Raw genomic sequence first — 17,596 nt, forward strand, 5'->3', positions numbered from 1 at the left:
TTCACTGATCATTTTGTTATAGTTCATTGCGCAGTTACGCCTTTTGAAGCAGTTCCGTCCGTTGATGATTGCCCAGAAGCCGTACCCCCTGCTGCTCCGCTTGGAGCTGTTCCGGATGGTGCCGTTCCATTTCGATCTTTTCCTACCGCCGCCCTATTTGAGTTCGCTGACAGGTCAACCGTCTGCCCAACCGTCACACTTGTAGGATTGGTAACAACAATCAAGCCATCTTCCAAGCCAGCTCCTGAGATCTCAACATTTGTGGAGTTTTCGAGACCGGTTTCGACAGGGATTTGAACAATGGTATTATTTTTCACTGTATCAATGAAATTTGTACCGTCTTTTGCAGTAACAACTGCATCGAAAGGAACAGAATAAACGTTCTCCTTTGATGTGAGGATGATTTCGAGGAAAGCATTCATGCCAATCTTAATCAGTGGATCAGGCTTCAGAATTTTCACCCTAACCTCGAATTCAACATCAGTTGAGCCAGACTCACTAACGGCTTTAGGAGAAATATAGGATAATGTTCCTTGATAAATTGTATTCCCAGTGACGTTGGTCGTCACTTGGACATCCTGGCCAACCTTAATGCTCGCAATATTATACTCACTGACATTAGCCGTTACATATAAATCATTGATATTCTCGACCACAAACAGGATATCATCGGTCGGCGGCTGCAGTCCGACCTCCGCGTTCGATTCTGTCACGGTACCATCTATTGGCGCCGTAATATTGCCTTCATTGAGGTCTTTACTCAAAGTATTATAACTTGTTTGCGCATTTTCGTAGCTTTCTTTGGCACTTTCAAGCGCTGATTCGGCAGATTTAAGTTCTTCCGCTGTCACACCATCATACTCGTATAGCGCTTTATCTGTTTCATATGTAGTGGTTTTCGCATCCAAGTCTCTTTTTGCTGCATTTAAAGTTGCTTTGGCCTTTTCGCAATTATTGTATACTTCTTCCATATCTAGCGTTGCTAAAAGCTGTCCTGCCTTGACTTTGTCTCCAACCTTAACATAGATCTTGTCAATCGGAGCACTTACACTTGAACAGACATTTTCTACTTTCGAACTGTAGATCGTTCCTGAGGATGAGATGCTGTCTATGAGCGTTCCTTTGCTTAATGTCGCTGTCTGCATCGGTACCACTGTGCTCATAGTCTCATTTTTAGCAGACACAAAGGTTTTTACTGCAATGCCCGCGACTATTAAGATAATAAGTACAACAATCAGGATCACCCATTTTTTCTTTGGTCTTTTCATTCCTGCTCCTCCGCTTTTCACATCTTAACTAGTTCACAATTAAGCCTTTTTTGGCCCATTCATATTTGACATAGGCTTTATATAAATCATTTTTGTCTTGATCGTTGCTAATCTGGGCATTAATATAATTATATTCCTCAGTTAAATATTCTTGTTTTGTTATTGAGCCATACTTATATTTTATCTCTGCCAGTTTAAAGGTTTTTTGATCGATTGTTGCATAGTGATCATTGTATTCTACTTTTTCAACAGCCGTTTTTAGATTGCCATAGGCAGTTTGAAAAGAGCTTTTAAACTCAATTACTGTTTTAGATAGTTTGGTGCTATCCCCTGACCAGTCTGCAAGACCGATATCATAACTATTTCCCATTGCATTCGGTAAATCTTGATCATATTCTATATTGGCAAAATCAATGTTCTCGTATGGTACACTGTCGACGATGATTTTTACATCACTTTTTAATGCAAGCTGATATCTTACCTGTTTGAGGATATCGTCCATTTCTTTTTGATAGGACGTCAAGTTATTCTTCAGATCAGTCAAACTTTTTTCAGCTGTAAGAACGTCCTGCTCAGTAGCCACTCCATAGGACGCCTTTATTTTAGTCAAATTATATTGATTTTCTAGTATTGGTAACTGGGCATGGCCACTGTTTAGCTGTTTTTGAAGTCCATTGTATTGGAAAAAGTAGCTCTGAACCTCCCATACAACACTATAGTTTGCCTTATCGCGCGTGTACTGGGCTTGCAGTCCGGTATCACTGTCGAGAAAGGTTTCCATATTATCAGCCACATCTGGACTCTTTTCAAGAACTTCTTGTTGAATCTTATCAAATAACAGGGTATAAGTAGTTATCATATTTGCCGCATTTGTCGAATCGGTTTCCGTCCCCATGACTTGTATAGGTACTAAGATGAACGATATAAATAAGATAGCTGCCACTGAGACTGCTCTTTTTCGATACTGTTTTCGCATTTTCATTCTCCTTTTTTATTACTTCTCTCTGTATATTGTACCTTTTCGTGTATCAATGCTTGTATGTGTGTTTTATTCCTGTTTCCATTTTTCCAAGGGAATTCTTCCCTCTATCATTTTAGATAATGTTTGTGAACGTTTGGTGAACGATTCCGTAAGGTTGTGTGAATAATTTCTTCAAAAATGCCTTTATATATCGCTGAATAATTCGCTATCAAAGATATTGTCATCGGCCTTAGAAAAATTTAAGAGACATCCATAATTGTTAAATCTAGCTGTCTCCTTTTGCTTTGGGCAAAAATAATCCCAATTTATCCCGTTTAAATCAAATTATAGCTGTTGATATTTCTTCAACAATATCCGAATAGCCCGACCAGCTGCTGGGGCTGTCTTTGGTTTTGATTCTAACCCCGTAGCTCGTTCCATTAACCAGGCCCGTTTTGGTATAAGTTACTGTTTCCGCGCTCAGGCTGCTGCTGATAATGCTCCAGATACTTGCACTTGCCAGTTTGTATTCCAGCTGGTACTCACAACATTCCTGGAAAACGGTCAAATTGAATTGTCTAATAACCGGGCTGAAAATGCGATCCGTCCATTTGTAATAGGCAGAAAGAGCTGGTATATTAACAAAGGGAACCCAGGCTAGTGCTGTGATTTCCAGCACTGTAGAAACAGCCAAAAAAACGGACTTAATAGTTTACATACCTGGTACATATCTTTAGCAAGATGCCGAGTATTGACTTCAAAACAGACCCTTCAAAATAAAAGATTTTATGCCTTAGTCCCCAATACTTCCGGCCTACTGCCGGAATATGGAAGAATGATAAATGACGTTGAACCCCGGTAACGAAAGTACATCGTACCGGGGTTTAGTATTGTCAAGGTACCCTAATATTAATTAATCGCTTACGCTGAACAAAAACAAGGTCATTGATTAAATCAACGACCTTTGAAGGCTATTTATCCTCTTTTGTAGTATCTTTTCCACTGTCCACTTTAAGGGGAGTATATCATTTAAGTAGCTTAAGCTCTTATTTCAGCTAACTGTTGCTCTCCAAGATATTTCACTCGTAGTAATTTGATTACAGATTCATCTAGTATGATGCTGAAGACGAAGAAGATACAATTAGACCTTCCTGAGCCCATTCATAGTTCCGATAGGCTAGGAATAACATATTCTGAGCACTAATAAGTGCAAGTTTCTGGCCTTCATAACTTAATTTTTGGGATTGGAGCTGAATCGGCGAAAGCATTCCTAGATCCGCCTTTAATTGGGCACACTTCAATTCGTTTCCAGCCACAGTCATTTTTTGCTGCTCAAGCAATAAGGCTTTTTGTTTATCTAAAAGCGTCTGATAAGTCTGATAAAAACTGTCTTTAAATTTTCTCTCTTCATCGGATTGGATATTGTAATCATTAGCAGCTCGTTCCTTATAACTATTGTTTTTAATGCTTTCATAGTCCTTGTTAGCATCAATTTCTTTAATCCATTTGTCCTGTACTAGAGGAACCGGACCTAATTCCAGTTGAATATCAGCATCCTGCCCAATGGCAAGGTTGAATTGCTTGATAATATTTTTTTGCGAGTCTTGTAAATCTCTCATCTGAGTTGTAAGGCTCTTTACATCATTTTCTGCTTTTGACAAGGCATTTTTTGAAATCATGCCAAGTTCATATTGTTTACAAGACACCTGGTAGCTTTTTTCTGCTAAAATCAGCTGTTGTGCGGTAACTTCAACCTGCTGAACCTGGGTATTATACTGAATATACTGAGCTTCCTTAGCGTAAGCAAGCGTTAAATTCTGAATCTGAGCATTGAGTGCTGAATCATAAACACTTATACCCGTTCCAGCCATACTATCAAGCATCTCTGTATTATATCTGATTGTAGGATTACGACTCATCAGCAATGTTCTGATATCATTAAACTCAATCTTATGGATAGTATTAGGAAATTGATCCCAATAATCCAGTGCAAGCGCCGGCGCCGGTATCATTAAACAAAACGTAAATAGAAGCAGTATATATAAGGGTTTCATTTTCATTTTTATCCTCCTAAAGTGTTGATAAATTGCTCACTACTGCTTTACTATCTTTATTATAACTCCTTATTTATCAGTAATAAAGAAGTAAAGATGAAAAATATTCTTCTTCCAAGCAGAATCACCTATTTAGGTATTAAATGCTAAGCGAGATGCCTTTGGAATCCTCTAATGACAAAAGTAAAAAATGATTCCATTGATGCAACTGCCATCCCCATAGCGGACTTTCACCGTCTAGTTACGCGCCATGCGTAGCGCGCCTAAAGAAATGACCCCATGATTTTTTAATCATGGGGTCAGTCAGTAACCTGAAGGAATCGCCCTTAAGCGATTCCTTCTTCATTACCTCATTTTAATAAGGTAATTTGTTTTATAAAATTTATTTAATTGTTACTACGATAGTCTTGAATGGCGTAGGAGCTCCCCATTTAGTGACACCGATGGAGATTTTGCCAGTTGTGCCAGCATCCCAGGTAATATCACCAGCTGCCAGAGCCACACCGCTAAGGGTTCCAGTACCATATTTCTTAACTTCAACTTTACCAATCGGTACATCGCCAACATCATAGGTATCATCTTCGCCGTCACCAGCAACATTTACATCATAGAAGATATAACCAGTAGCATCGTCGATCTTGATTTTACCATAACCAGCGGAACCGTTGGTTGCAATATTCTTAACTTGCAGAACTTCGGAAATCGGCAGGCTGGTGTCTGTTACTGTGCCTACAGATTCAAAAGTTACATCTGTAATTGCAGGAGCAGTGTTTTTAACCGTAATCGTCCTGTTGGCAACAGCTATACCAGATGTTGTTGTGACCTTAACCTGGGAAGTTCCAGTAAATCCAGGAATAAGGCTTCCAGTTACTGTAACAAGGCCACCAAGAGCCGGAGCAGCATCTGCGGTTATCATACCAGGGAAGCTAGAAGGACATACTTCTGTGATTCCAGCAATCTCAGCAGCTTCTGCAGGAGCTACCGCATATCCGCCCGAAGTGTATCCCATAATATAGAGACCTACATTTACATTTTTGTCTTTTGCAGCAGCTTCTGGGTTAAGGTCGATTGTGTAATCGGCAGAATCCCCATTAGCAGCTTCAATAACATATTTAGCAACAGCAGATTGGGCGGAAACAGCGACTGGTAAGCTTAACACTGAGGAACCAACTAAACCATCAGCGTTAACTTTTTTAATAAAGAGGGAACCGGATCCTGTTGTAGCTGCAGCATTGTCAACCACTGCAATGTTTATTTTTCCTTTAGTATCAGGGTCTCCACCAGCACAATCAGCAATTATCTCGCTGTCTGCATTATAGACGTTAGCATCAATAGCGTAACTATATGCATCATCTTCATCACCAACGAATGGATCGCCGTACTGGTCTAAAACAGTCAATTGAAGAAATGCTGTACCGGTAGTAGCAACTTTTAGAGAAGAAGAGCTAGCTGTAACTTTGCTCGCTTTACGTACTCCGGAAGCACCTACTACATTGATGGTAAATGTTTTTGTTACCGAACCCGATTCGATTGTAATCGTTGCAGATCCAGGCATTTCTGCACGCATAACCGTAGGAGTAGTGTCAGAGATAGATACAACATACGGATTCGAAGAACTTAGTACAACATCTTCTAAGATGTCAACGTTTTTGCTGCCATTGACAGTATCTGCCTTAACTTCGGTAACGGCAGCATACTCGCCCTTAACCAATGTGTTGCTGCTGAGTTTGTCAATAAGGGTAGTGGTTGCATCAGCATCATCAACTTTAGCCAGTTTGTAGGAGGTGATTGCGCTAGCAGCAGCGTAGTCACCATCAATAACTCTTACTGTTACAGGATCTGACTCGGCGACAATAAGCCCATCTTTCTTAACTACGATGGTATAGTCAAAATCAAAGAAACTGTCAACCAGAAGGCCATCGAGATCATCCTTGAATAATTCGCCCGTAAGGCTGACATCCGTACCGAAGAAAACATTGTCAGTTGCAGTAAACTCAATATCATAACCAAGGTTTTCTAAAGCGTTCAGGCTAATTGTGCGTCCACCATTTACGGTGAAAGCCAAGAACTGTCCGGCGTTAGTAGAATAATATACTTTGCCGTCAACACCAGCTACAGAGGTGATTTCTTTGATCGGTGCAGCTGTAACGCTGTTTTTTACTGCATCAGAAACGGCATTAGTTCCGCCTAGAGCAATAACTGTCTCTACTTTATCTTTTACAACGCTTGCAGCAGGAACGCTGGAACCGTTGGAAAGAAGAATAGGAGCAGTGTATTTACCAGCCAGTGAAGAAGCTGCAAGAGCATCAACAAGGCTTAAGCCATTGGCAATATAAACTTTGCCCAGGTTGAAGCCGAGGGTGGATACAACTGCAGTATTGGTTGCAAAACGGTCAGCGCCAGAAAGACGGGTAGCACCTGCATAATCCTTGACAACTGTGGTTCCGCCTACCAGGTAGGTGGTGGATCCAACAATTTTGGAGGAATCTACAGTTCCGTCAGCTTTGGTCAGTACGATAGCGAAGTCTTTAGCTGCAGCATAGGAAGCTACAGAAAGAGCATCTGCCAGCGAATTGTAACCAACAACGAAAGTACCAGCAGGGCTGGTCAGTTTAGCGTTGATTGCATTAGCAGTAGCCCAGCGATCAGCACCAGCAAGCTTCGTAGCAGTAACACCGGAAATCGCATTGACTTCGGCAACAACTGCATCGGAAATAGCACCGATAACATAAACTTTGGTAGCACCCAGGGCAGCGATTTTAGCTTTTACGCTAGCATCAAGGGCTGTTTTGCCTGTTAAAAGGATCGGGGCGTTTTCCTGGCCGGCTAAAGGTGCGGCAGCCAGAGCGTCAACGAGGTTGGCTTGATCGGCAGGAACAAGGATTACTGTACTAGCAGTAGTCCAGCCTGCGCCAGCAATTTCTAGAGATGTTCCAATTCGGTCTGTACCTGCAAGTCTGGTGCTGTCAGCTGTTGCAGCAAACATAGCAGCAGGCATCAAGGTCAGAACCATAGCAATGATAGCTAATACGGCTATCTTCTTCGTTCTACTCATTTAGTCAAATCTCCTCTCTTTCTTTAAAAAGGGTTTTTTTGTCTTCGGGCAAACCTGATTCAATTTAATTTCTGTCTTTGAATCAGTCTCCCTTACTCGATGCGGAATCTTCTTCTTCACCCCCCTTTACAGTGTCGCAAAGATTATCCTTAGACATTGCGCAATATCTAAAGGCACCACCCAACCCGGGGGCGTCCCCCCTCTGAGCCTCGTTCCTCAGGGGCGGTTATCCCTTTAGACGTTCTATGGGTAAAGAGAAGCTTATGTAATGAGCTTCTCATACCTCCATATATTATTCTTTAAAGAACTCAATATTCCTGCTAAAGCACACAACTTTTTTCACAGGAAACATTGGTATTCCTTAAGAAATTGACATAATCACCCAAATTAATCGCGCTATGTTATTCTACAATATTCGCGCAAAAATTTCCACTGTTTTTTTAGTGACATTCTGTTCACAGTCCCTCTATAAGACGGCTTTTGGGGCATTTACCTGACGCAGGAGACAAATTGCTTCTTATTTTACAGTAATCCGAGCTGCCGTATCTCCGTCAAGACACTACTCGGCAATGCTTTTGCCCCGCCGATCGCTATCACCGTTTTGCCTTTGTAGGATGACAGCAAAACTTTTTGACCGGCAGACAGACCACTTTGGGAAACGAGCAAAATATTGGATGAGCCTGTCGCTGCCAATATTCCTCCGGTCAGTGCATCGGGAAAATTCATTCCTGTAGCTATATATAGTACCTGTCCTGTAGTTTTATGTTCTTGGAGAACGCCTGCAGACGTTGCATAACGATCCGCACCGCCGATTCTGACCGGGGAAGGCAGCTCTGACAGTACATTTCCTGAGACCGCTCCGTTCCCGCCGATCACTTCCGTAGTAATAATGGAACTTTTCTTCAGAGCAATCAGCGTCTCGCTGTTTAAGATCCCGGAAGACGTCAACAAAATTGGTTTGCCCTCTACTGCCGCGAAAGAAGCCGCTGCAATTGCATCCGGAAAGTTGGCCCCGCTGACCACGACTGCCTGCCCTTTTGTGCCAAGCATGTCGGCGACAGCCGCCGCAGTGTCATATCGGTTGTTTCCGGCCAGCCGCTTTACAGCGGCAATATTGGCGAGCTTTGCTTCGACGGCAGCTGAAACAGCCCCCGTGCCGCCGAGAATAATAATTTCATTTGGGTTCAAATCCTGAACTGCCTGATAAACTTCCTGCGGCAGCTCGTTAGAGTATGTCAGCAGGACAGGTGCGTGGTATTTGTAAGCAAGCGGTGCTCCGGCCAGCGCATCGGGAAAATCATCAGCGCGGGCAATCACAACGGTATCTGCACCGGTCGGAAACACTTCCCTTGCAATGGCTAAGGCTGTCATGATCCGGTCCGATCCGGCGATCCTGTCCGTATTAGAATTCGGACTCCAGCCAACCCAATAAGTACCGGGCTCATAGATGGAGACTTCCACCTCTGCAGCGTTCGTAGAGAATCCACCGCCAATCCTAATCCATCTCGATCCGCTCCACCGATATAAATAGGCAAGATAGTCTGATTCTGATCCGTACGCGTATGAGGCAGGCAACTCTGCTTTGACCGTCAGGTTAAGGACTTTTTCAGGCAGTACTTCTCCCCAGCTGACTGCATACACCCCACTGCCGGAAATGATCCCTTCAGGAAAACTGCCCGGAGATTTTGCTTCAGATATGGAAATGTTAATCTTTTTTTCCGTTCCGGCGCTGTCGACCTGCAACGCAAAGGCTCCGGTCGGGACGGTCAGCTCGACAGCCGGTTCCTCTCCGGCACTACCCGCAGCTACGGTGCCGCCTTCCCAGCCCAGAACGGTTGGGGATGCATATCTCTGCAAAGTTCCAAACGTCTTCAGCGCACAGTAGATATCCAATCTGCCGTACCCGTAGTCATCATCCCTGCCCTCCTGCCCGAGATCATAGGCGGATTCTATCAGGGCCTGCTTGATTTGATCGGCCATCAATCCTGGATATTTGCTCCAGAGCAGGGCTGCGGCGCCCGTAACAAACGGTGCCGCGATCGAGGTCCCCGTCATATAGGCACAGCCCGTCTCTGTACTGGACCAGTAATCGGTAAGGATCCTTTTGCCCGGAGCGGAGAGCAGCACCTCCGGTCCTGTCAGGGAAAAATCCGTAATCACATCAGAGGAATCCAAAGCCGAGACAGCCAAAACGTTTGGATTCGCCGCAGGATAAGACACCTCGCTGGTTCCCGCAACAGTCTGGTGGCTGTAGACCTGGGAAGTGCTTCCGGAAACATTACCCGAAGCTCCAATCAGCAGGCACCCTTTATCAGCGGCATACTGCAGCGCGTCGTCAAGGATTTTGGTTTCTTCATCAGAACCCAGGCTCATATTGATAATCTTAGCACCGTTATCGACGGCCCAGATAATACCGTCCGCGATGACGGCATCCTCTCCTTCACCGTTTCTGTCCATGGCCTTGATCGGCATGATTTTCGCATTATAGGCGACTCCGATAATGCCTTTATTATTATTCCGGGCGGCGATCAGTCCGGCCACAGAAGTGCCGTGTCCGTTGTCGTCCTGTACAGCTAAGGTCGCAGTACTTCGCGTAATCGCGTTATACCCTTTCACAAGATTGCTGCCGTTTGCATCCGCCAGATCCGGATGATCGAGGTCTACGCCGGTGTCAATCACGGCAATCACGACTCCTTGGCCGGTTACACCTTCTTGCCAGACCTGGTCGGCCCTTACCCTTTGCAGCCCCCACTGGTAACTGTATTCGGGATCACTGACAGCTGTAGTGAAAACTTTCGTATCTGCAACGCCTTCCGTCTGATATTTTTTACTCCAGGACGCATTTAGAACTCCCGGGACTTGAAGTGTTTTTTGCAGGATATCCGCTGCTTCATTTGTATCTTTGGTTCCTTCGAACTGCAGTGTGCAATAATCAAGCGGCCCGGTCCTTACCAGCTCGCCTCCGACAGCTTCAGCCAGTGTATCGAGATCGGTGTTCTGAGTTTTCTCAACGACCAAACGTACGGCTGCCGGATCATATTTTTCCGTTATAAACAGCTGCTCGCTGTTTTCGCTTGGCGTTTGCTCAGATTGGGCCGGCAGTGTTGAAGAATCAGATATCTCTATAGCAGCTGTGGCCTCCCCCAGGCCGTCTGGTATGCCTTGAAATACCAGAATAAAACAAAGCAAAAGTGCTGAAAAACTTTTTACGTTTAGAAAGAAATTTATTTTCAATCCGATCGTTTTTTGTTTTAGCGGATTCCTGGTGCTTATAGGCAGCATTTTTTTGTCCTCACATTTTTGTGTTTTGTATTTGTATTTAGATTTGTGTTTTTGTATGTTTTTCACAAATTCGGCAAGATCTTATATTTTCCTGCATTTTGAACAGGACTTTCGAGTCTGATGGCGAAATAAAGAGATATCCAGTTTTTTGCCAGACAGAATATATGGAGGAGAATCTTTATGTTCAAGTTAAAAATGAATCGTCATCAAAAAAAGCAAGCGACAAGCCTGGTTAGAAAAGGAATAGCAACTCTGACCCTGGCTTCTTTCTTTACGTGCAGCCTGTTTATGGGGACAGGAGAAACGCCTAAATCTGCCTATGCTGCAGACAGCAGTACCACTTCCTTTACCCGTTTTGCCGGAGAAACCAGATATGAGACCGCAGTCGAAATATCTTCAAATAACTGGACCAATGCCAGCAGCGTCGTCCTGACCCGCGGAGATGCGTTTCCTGACGCCCTGGCCGGAGCTGTTCTGGCCAACAGTGCCGTAGTAGGCGGCGGGCCGCTGCTGCTGACCGAATCCAACCGGCTGCGCCCGGAAGTCCTTGCGGAAATCCAGCGGCTAAATGCTTCCTCGGTCTTTATTCTTGGCGGGACGGGAGCGATATCGGCAAGCGTGGAAAATGCGTTGAAAGCAAATGGCTTAACGACCTACCGGATTCAAGGAAATGATCGTTATGAAACAGCTGCTAATATTTCAACCACTTCTGTGGAAAGCAACACCCGGGCCTTTCTGGCTTCCGGCAAAGTCTTTGCTGACGCGCTCAGCATTTCTTCGTACGCAGCAGCCAATGGAATTCCACTCCTTCTGACCGATACGCAGAAAGTCCCCATGGCAACCCTGAATGCACTGCAGAAGCTCGGTGTCACGGAGATCACCTTGATCGGCGGTGAAAGCGCAATTAGCGCTTCGGCTGCAAATCAGCTCAAAACAGCCGGGTATACTGTCAGCAGGCTGAGTGATCTGGACCGCTACAAGACCAATGTGGCCATTCTGAAAGGCCTTCCTTTCAATATGGATAAGATGATCGTCGCGACAGGCAGCTCCTTTCCGGATGCGCTGGCAGGCTCTGTACTCGCTGCCAGGAATAATAATCCGATCCTGCTGGTTCCCAAAGACGAAGGTGCCTTGCAAAATACTCCGACGACCGTTTATCTTGGAACCAACAGAGCTAATGTGAGTAATTTCTTTTTTCTGGGCGGATTTGACGTGATTAGTACCGAAGTCCAGAACATTGTCCAGATTGGAAGCGTTAATTCAAAAATCTCGCTGCAGTTCTGGGACGGCTATGCTAATAAGACAACGTATGAGAACCAGCTGTCTTATGTTCCGGGTGATCTGTCGGACTATATCGATATTCTGGTTCCAAACCTTGCAGGAGCCGTTCAGGCCGACGGCAGCTTTGCCTACAGATTCAGCAGTGCCGAAACACCCAAGTATCTCGTTACTCTTGGCCACAGCAAAGGCGCCCAGGTTGTGCCGATGGTCATGAGCAGCGGCAGTACGGCTGATTCCGTGCTGCAGAACGCGACCAAACGCAGTACTTTTGTGAACAGTTCCCTCAAACTGATTGCGGAAACCAATGCCGACGGCATTCTGGTCGATATGGAAGCACTCTCCGAAAGCTCTGAAGAAGGCCTGACTGCCCTGATGCAGGATCTGTACACGCGGCTTCATCCGCAGGGGAAGCTGGTCATGGTCTCTGTCATGTCCAAAACCTCCGAGACCGCTCAACCCTGGTACGACGAGTACGATTACAGCGACCTTGCGCAGTATGTCGATTATGTCCAAATCATGTCCTATGACAAACATTATTCGACCTCCGCTCCCGGCCCGATCGCGCCATTGGATTGGGTCAGAGAAGTTATCGCTTATGCCGTGACTGAAATTCCTTCGGAGAAGATCCTGATGGGCGTCCCTTACTACGGAAGGGCCTGGAGAACGGAAGGAAGCGGGTGGGTATCCAAAGTTTTTGGCTGGGCAGTCGCTACGCAGACCGCAGACCAGTTCTGCGCAACCATCTCCAGAGAGACCACCCTGACGGACCCGATCGGCGTGCCAACCTTTAAATACGTTGATGAAAGCGGCTACAGCAGAACAGCCTATTTCGATGACCGGCTCAGCTGGGGAGAAAAATTGGATATCATGGACGAATACAATCTCGGTGGCATCGGCGGCTGGTCCATGGGCTGGATCAACGAAGTCAGTACTCCGGAGCTGTACCCGCTGCTGAAAGAGCGGATCAAATAATTACAAAATATTTCTGGTGTACGTCATGGACTCTAACCGCTCTTCGGCTGTTGTGCCCTCCATGGCACAAACAGCCGCGCTTCGCGTCGTGCTCCGCTTAGGCGCGGATAGACTCCATGACGTTGATCTTATGAATATTAAGTCATGCTAGAGGGTGTTCACGCACCCTCTTTTTTCTTACTGAATATTCATATCAGAAGATAAGAAACTAAGAAGTGGGGTTTCAAGATGATAACTAACCTTCAGTTCTGGGATGGATACGGCAGTAAGGCAGCTTACGAGAAACAATTGGCCTGCGTTTCCGGCAATCTTCTGAAATCAATTGATATCTTAGTCCCGAATTTTGCAGGGCTGCTGCAGGCGGATGGCAGCTTTGGCTGTGTCTTCACCGATCCTGAAATACCGAAGTACCTGGTCGCTCTCGGACAGCGCAGCGGCACCAAAGTGGTTCCGATGGTCCTGGGCAGCGGTAAGTCTGCCGGGAATATGCTGCGTGATCCTCTGAAACGCAGTATTTTCAAGGAAAGCTGTCTGAAGCTCATCCGGGATACCGGAGCGGACGGAATTCTGGTCGATCTTGAAGCGCTCCCGACCGATACGGGTCCAGGACTTACCGCTTTAATGAAAGACCTCTATACGCAACTATCGGCCTTAGAAAAGCTCACGCTCGTCTCTGTGATGTCCCGGACTTCCGACACAACGGAGCCCTGGTGCGTTCAGTATAACTACGCCGAGCTAGCCGGATATGCCGACTACGTACAGATCATGTCCTACGACCTGCATTATGCAACCTCTGCGCCGGGTCCAATCGCACCGCTGGGCTGGGTGCGCAAGGTCATGGCTTATGCCGTTACGCGGATTCCTCCCTCAAAGATCCTGATGGGTATACCGTTTTACGGTAGAACCTGGCGGCAGGACGGTAGGCGCTGGTTATCCAAAGCGCTAGGTCTTTCCGCTGCCACGCGAACTGCTGAACACTTCCGTGCAGTAAGCACGAGAAAGGCCTCTTCCTCCGATCCCATCGGTACACCAACTTTTTGCTATACAGATGAACACGGTCATCGCTGGACCATGTACTACGATGATAGCCGGAGCTGGGCAGCTAAGCTCTGCCTGCTTAAAGAATTCAGCCTCGGAGGGATAGGCTGCTGGTCCCTGGCCTGGCACGACCAGACAAGCGCCGGGCAATTTGCGGCACTGCTGGAATAGGAAAGGAACGAAATCAGCAATACCCCCAAAAAAGAAGAGACACCTGAAGCGCCTCACGGGAAAAGTTTCTTTTATCATACATGAAGAGTACGTAAGTCATTATAGAAACGTGCTGAACCATTCCAATATTAGTACGCGCCCTTGCCCTTTAAAACAATAAAAAGGGTCTTCCAAAGTATCTTCAGATCAAGGCCGAAACGCCAGTTTTGGACGTATTCCACGTCATAATTCAGGGTTTCCGTGAGTGTCAGCTCACTGCGGCCATTGACCTGGGCTAGACCGGTCACTCCTGGCGGCATGTCCAGCCGATGACGCTGTTCAGGCGTATACTGGTCCACAATTTCCGGGACTTCCGGCCTCGGACCGACGATGCTCATCGTACCGTTGATAATATTCAAAAGCTGGGGCAGCTCATCCAGGCTGCTTTTCCTTAAGAATCTGCCGCTCTTCGTAATCCGCGGATCATCCTTATCCTGAAAGATGAAGTTGTCCGGATCAAACTTGCCTTCTTTTTTCAGCAGCTCGATTTTTTCCTTCATCACAGCATCAGCATTCGGAACCATGGTCCGGAATTTATAGATTGTGAAGAGCGCTCCGTTCCGTCCGACTCTTTCTTGCCTGAAGACTGCAGGACCTTCGGAATCGGCTTTGATCCAAAGGACAATCATCAGCCACAATGGGGATAAAATAATGAGCAGCGGGATGGAAATCAACAGGTCTAAAACCCTTTTCGCAAACAAATTACCACTCCTTGGGATTTTACTCCTTTAAAATATTCTTACTATCTTTCGTAGATGATTTCGAACAATTTCCTAAATTCTATAAGAAACGGAGGAGAAAGTCTGTTCTTCCTTCTTATAACCTGATCTTTTCAATAACACGCTGTACGGCTTCAATAACATCCTGAACATCGGCGTCACTCATTCTAGGATAAAGCGGCAGAGAAATAATTCTTTCGTAAAGCGCTTCCGTCTTTGGAAAATCTCCGGGTTTGTAGCCATAGGTATCCCGGTAATATGGATGATATGGAAGCGGAATATAGTGAACGCTGGTGCCGATATTTTCTTCCTTAAGCAGCTCGATGACTTCTGCACGATTTACCGTAAGCTTAGCAAGATTCAGCCTGATCATATACAGATGGCGGGCATGGCGGGCATAGTCAAAATCGGCCGGAACTTCAAGCTCTGGAAGTTTGCTGAAAGCTTCGTTATAACGCTGCCAGATGACTTCTCTTCTGGCCTGCATGGATTCCAGTTTAGCCAGCTGGGTCATCCCCATCGCAGCCTGAATATCCGTCATATTGTATTTATATCCCGGGTATTCAATCTCATAATACCAGGAGCCTTTTTCAGAAAACCTGTTCCAGGCATTCCGGCTCATGCCGTGGAGGCTCAAAACCCTCATCTTGTTGGCAAGCTCATCATCGTTGGTCGTCACCATGCCGCCTTCTCCGGTTGCCAGATTCTTCGTCGCATAGAACGAAAAGGCTGCCGCATCACCGATCGTGCCGACCATTCTGTCTTTATACTTCGTATACGTGCCGTGGGCCGCATCTTCCAATACAAAAAGGTTGTATTCTTTCGCAATCTGCATAATTTTATCCATCTCGCACGGAAGCCCAGCAAGATGAACCGGGATAATTGCCTTGGTCTTAGATGTTATCTTCTCTTCGATTTTTGCCGGATCGATATTCATGGTTTGCGGGTCAATATCCACCAGAACAGGAGTTGCCCCGCAGTGAATGATCACATTTGATGAGGCTGCAAACGTCATCGCCGTGGTGATTACCTCATCGCCCGCTCCTACTCCGGCAGCAAGCAGTGCTATGTGCAGTCCTGCAGTACAGGAATTCAGCGCAATGGCATGTTTAACGCCGATATATTCAGCAAAACGCTTTTCAAATTTTCCGGTCTTTGGACCCTTGGAAATCCAATTTGATTTTAGGCTGTCGACAACAGCTTCAATATCATCATCTTCAATAAGCGGTAGCGCATAGGGAAGGAACTGTTCTCGTCGTGGACTCATAAACTTACGCCTCTTTCTTAGTTTCAGTATCTGCTATCATGTTATTATGTTGTTTTATTGTTCTATTTGATTTTTGTTTTTTTAATTTATCCATTGATTGTTTTTATACTTCGTTTATTCTTAAATTTTTATTTCCTTATTCATTATTTATTGACTACTTTATTTTACTACGCTTTGGCCAAAAAACAACGTTAGGCTTTCTTCAAATGAAGCTGCTCAAGCCAGTTTCTGACGATACTGTCCCAGGAATAGTGCCTGATGACATATTCCCGGCCCTTTTCGGAGAGTACCCTGCAGGTTTCCGGATCTGCCTTTAGGCGCAAGACCGTCTCGGCAAGGATCTTGGGATTTTCGGGTTCGAGCACCACTCCGCCGCCGCTTTCTTTGACAATCTCTGCGCCTTCACCCTCTCCGACATAGATCAGCGGCTGACCGCTGGCCATCGCCGGAAATACTTTGGAAGGCCTTACCCCTTCCGAGAGCTTATAGCGTCTGAGGGTCGAAAGACTGATACTGCTCAGCGAATAATAACGTGGAATCTCTTCGAGCGGCTGGAAATCGATGAAGCGGACATTGGGCAGATCCTTTTCCCGGGCGATCTGTTCGAGCCGCGGTCTTTCGGACCCGTCGCCGACAAACAGAAAAAATATTTCCGGCTCGGCACGCATCAGATCGGCGGCCTCAAGCGCTGTCTCAATCCCATGAGCGTACCCCATCGTCCCAGCATACAGGATCACATATTTCCCCTCAAGTTCGAGTTGCTGTTCCAATACCACGTCTTTGGGCCTTGGTGTAAATAGTTCGGTATCCACGCCGTTAGGCAGGAATAAGATATCTTCAGCTTTGACCCCTTTCTTTTTCAACCCTTCCACAATCCCCTGAGTCTGCGCCGAAAGCTTAAATGCCTTGCGGTAAAAACAGCGTTCCAGCCACTCACACATGCCGATAAGCTGTTTATTCGTGACAAGTCCGAGCTGCACTGCGGATTCCGGCCACAGATCGGAGACATTGAAGATATAGGGTGCTCTTTTGAAGAAAGAAGTAATGACAGCTGTAAAACCGATAAAAAGCGGCGGAGATTCCACAACGATCAGGTCTTGAGGACCACTGCGGCAGATCCCTAAAAAAGCGGAAAACACAAAAGAAAAATAGTTCAGCAAACGCAGCCAGAATCTGCCCCGCTTCACTGGATAGATGCAGGTTCTCAGAACAACGATCCCTTCCATATCCTCACGCGCAAACACTTTCCCCCGGTATTCATCTGGGATGATCCCGGTGGGATGGTTCGGAAAGGCTGTCACGACCGTAACCGTATTCCCCTGGTTCCGCAGGCCTTTGGCCAGCTCCCAGAGCCTTACCTGAGCTGCCCCCTTCTCCGGCGGAAAATACTGCGTCAAAAGCAAAATACGCATATTCATCTTTACTCCTGGTTCATACTACTTTACTAAACTTATTTTGGCTTCTTCTAGTACAACGTTCCTGAAATAAA

11 protein-coding genes and 1 pseudogene are annotated in these 17,596 nt (G+C 45.9%); 3 read left to right on the forward strand and 9 right to left on the reverse strand.

Features of this window, described 5'->3' with window-relative positions; genetic code table 11:
* Positions 1-23: 23 nt before the first annotated feature.
* The 3 genes from DHBDCA_RS13125 to DHBDCA_RS13135 all read right to left on the reverse strand — a co-directional run bounded on the left by DHBDCA_RS13125 (position 24) and on the right by DHBDCA_RS13135 (position 2,797).
* Positions 24-1,268 (reverse strand): efflux RND transporter periplasmic adaptor subunit, encoded by a 1,245-nt coding sequence (locus DHBDCA_RS13125; RefSeq protein WP_015044707.1) that lies wholly within the window; start codon positions 1,266-1,268, stop codon positions 24-26.
* 28 nt (positions 1,269-1,296) lie between these two features.
* Entirely contained in the window at positions 1,297-2,250 is a 954-nt protein-coding gene (locus DHBDCA_RS13130) for a TolC family protein (protein WP_242824919.1), read from the reverse strand.
* Positions 2,251-2,569: 319 nt separating this feature from the next.
* Positions 2,570-2,797 carry a hypothetical protein gene (locus DHBDCA_RS13135; protein ID WP_015044709.1) on the reverse strand — a complete coding sequence of 76 codons (228 nt, stop codon included), beginning with the start codon at positions 2,795-2,797 and terminating at the stop codon, positions 2,570-2,572.
* Here DHBDCA_RS13135 and DHBDCA_RS15845 point away from each other — a divergent pair.
* A pseudogene (locus tag DHBDCA_RS15845) lies at positions 2,780-2,966 on the forward strand (transposase); the annotation flags it as partial. The gene DHBDCA_RS13135 and the pseudogene DHBDCA_RS15845 sit on opposite strands and share 18 nt — an antisense overlap.
* A 372-nt stretch (positions 2,967-3,338) precedes the next feature.
* Here DHBDCA_RS15845 and DHBDCA_RS13140 read toward each other — a convergent pair.
* From DHBDCA_RS13140 to DHBDCA_RS13150, 3 genes are all read right to left on the reverse strand, one after another.
* Positions 3,339-4,289 carry a TolC family protein gene (locus DHBDCA_RS13140; protein ID WP_015044710.1) on the reverse strand — a complete coding sequence of 317 codons (951 nt, stop codon included), beginning with the start codon at positions 4,287-4,289 and terminating at the stop codon, positions 3,339-3,341.
* A gap of 376 nt (positions 4,290-4,665) precedes the next feature.
* The gene (locus tag DHBDCA_RS13145) at positions 4,666-7,338 is read right to left on the reverse strand and encodes a cell wall-binding repeat-containing protein (protein ID WP_015044711.1); all 2,673 of its coding nucleotides are present in this window, start codon (positions 7,336-7,338) and stop codon (positions 4,666-4,668) included.
* A gap of 522 nt (positions 7,339-7,860) precedes the next feature.
* The gene (locus tag DHBDCA_RS13150; RefSeq protein WP_015044712.1) at positions 7,861-10,620 is read right to left on the reverse strand and encodes a S8 family serine peptidase; all 2,760 of its coding nucleotides are present in this window, start codon (positions 10,618-10,620) and stop codon (positions 7,861-7,863) included.
* A 180-nt stretch (positions 10,621-10,800) separates the two neighbouring features.
* Between DHBDCA_RS13150 and DHBDCA_RS13155 the strand changes: the two genes are divergently transcribed.
* Both DHBDCA_RS13155 and DHBDCA_RS13160 read left to right on the forward strand, forming a co-directional pair.
* Positions 10,801-12,873 (forward strand): cell wall-binding repeat-containing protein, encoded by a 2,073-nt coding sequence (locus DHBDCA_RS13155; RefSeq protein ID WP_015044713.1) that lies wholly within the window; start codon positions 10,801-10,803, stop codon positions 12,871-12,873.
* A 228-nt stretch (positions 12,874-13,101) separates the two neighbouring features.
* Positions 13,102-14,082: a glycosyl hydrolase family 18 protein gene (locus DHBDCA_RS13160; RefSeq protein WP_015044714.1), complete on the forward strand. Its 981-nt coding sequence runs from the start codon at positions 13,102-13,104 to the stop codon at positions 14,080-14,082.
* 128 nt (positions 14,083-14,210) lie between these two features.
* On the opposite strand, the gene DHBDCA_RS13165 is transcribed toward DHBDCA_RS13160, so the two are convergent.
* The 3 genes from DHBDCA_RS13165 to DHBDCA_RS13175 form a co-directional block, all read right to left on the reverse strand.
* Positions 14,211-14,822: a sugar transferase gene (locus tag DHBDCA_RS13165; protein WP_015044715.1), complete on the reverse strand. Its 612-nt coding sequence runs from the start codon at positions 14,820-14,822 to the stop codon at positions 14,211-14,213.
* A gap of 115 nt (positions 14,823-14,937) precedes the next feature.
* Complete coding sequence (locus DHBDCA_RS13170; RefSeq protein ID WP_015044716.1) at positions 14,938-16,107, reverse strand: DegT/DnrJ/EryC1/StrS family aminotransferase; 1,170 nt, start codon at positions 16,105-16,107, stop codon at positions 14,938-14,940.
* Between the two features lie 191 nt (positions 16,108-16,298).
* Positions 16,299-17,519 carry a glycosyltransferase family 4 protein gene (locus DHBDCA_RS13175; protein WP_041225818.1) on the reverse strand — a complete coding sequence of 407 codons (1,221 nt, stop codon included), beginning with the start codon at positions 17,517-17,519 and terminating at the stop codon, positions 16,299-16,301.
* Positions 17,520-17,596: the final 77 nt, after the last annotated feature.

This window comes from Dehalobacter sp. DCA (genome assembly GCF_000305775.1).
In the GTDB taxonomy this organism is placed as follows: Bacteria; Bacillota; Desulfitobacteriia; order Desulfitobacteriales; family Syntrophobotulaceae; genus Dehalobacter; species Dehalobacter alkaniphilus.

Excerpts from the sequence above, each read along its gene's own strand:
- DHBDCA_RS13125 (WP_015044707.1), bottom strand. The coding sequence starts at position 1,268 with ATGAAAAGACCAAAGAAAAAATGGGTGATCCTGATTGTTGTACTTATT.
- DHBDCA_RS13130 (WP_242824919.1), bottom strand. The coding sequence starts at position 2,250 with ATGAAAATGCGAAAACAGTATCGAAAAAGAGCAGTCTCAGTGGCAGCT.
- DHBDCA_RS13140 (WP_015044710.1), bottom strand. The coding sequence starts at position 4,289 with ATGAAAATGAAACCCTTATATATACTGCTTCTATTTACGTTTTGTTTA.
- DHBDCA_RS13145 (WP_015044711.1), bottom strand. The coding sequence starts at position 7,338 with ATGAGTAGAACGAAGAAGATAGCCGTATTAGCTATCATTGCTATGGTT.
- DHBDCA_RS13150 (WP_015044712.1), bottom strand. The coding sequence starts at position 10,620 with ATGCTGCCTATAAGCACCAGGAATCCGCTAAAACAAAAAACGATCGGA.
- DHBDCA_RS13155 (WP_015044713.1), top strand. The coding sequence starts at position 10,801 with ATGTTCAAGTTAAAAATGAATCGTCATCAAAAAAAGCAAGCGACAAGC.
- DHBDCA_RS13160 (WP_015044714.1), top strand. The coding sequence starts at position 13,102 with ATGATAACTAACCTTCAGTTCTGGGATGGATACGGCAGTAAGGCAGCT.
- DHBDCA_RS13170 (WP_015044716.1), bottom strand. The coding sequence starts at position 16,107 with ATGAGTCCACGACGAGAACAGTTCCTTCCCTATGCGCTACCGCTTATT.
- DHBDCA_RS13175 (WP_041225818.1), bottom strand. The coding sequence starts at position 17,519 with ATGCGTATTTTGCTTTTGACGCAGTATTTTCCGCCGGAGAAGGGGGCA.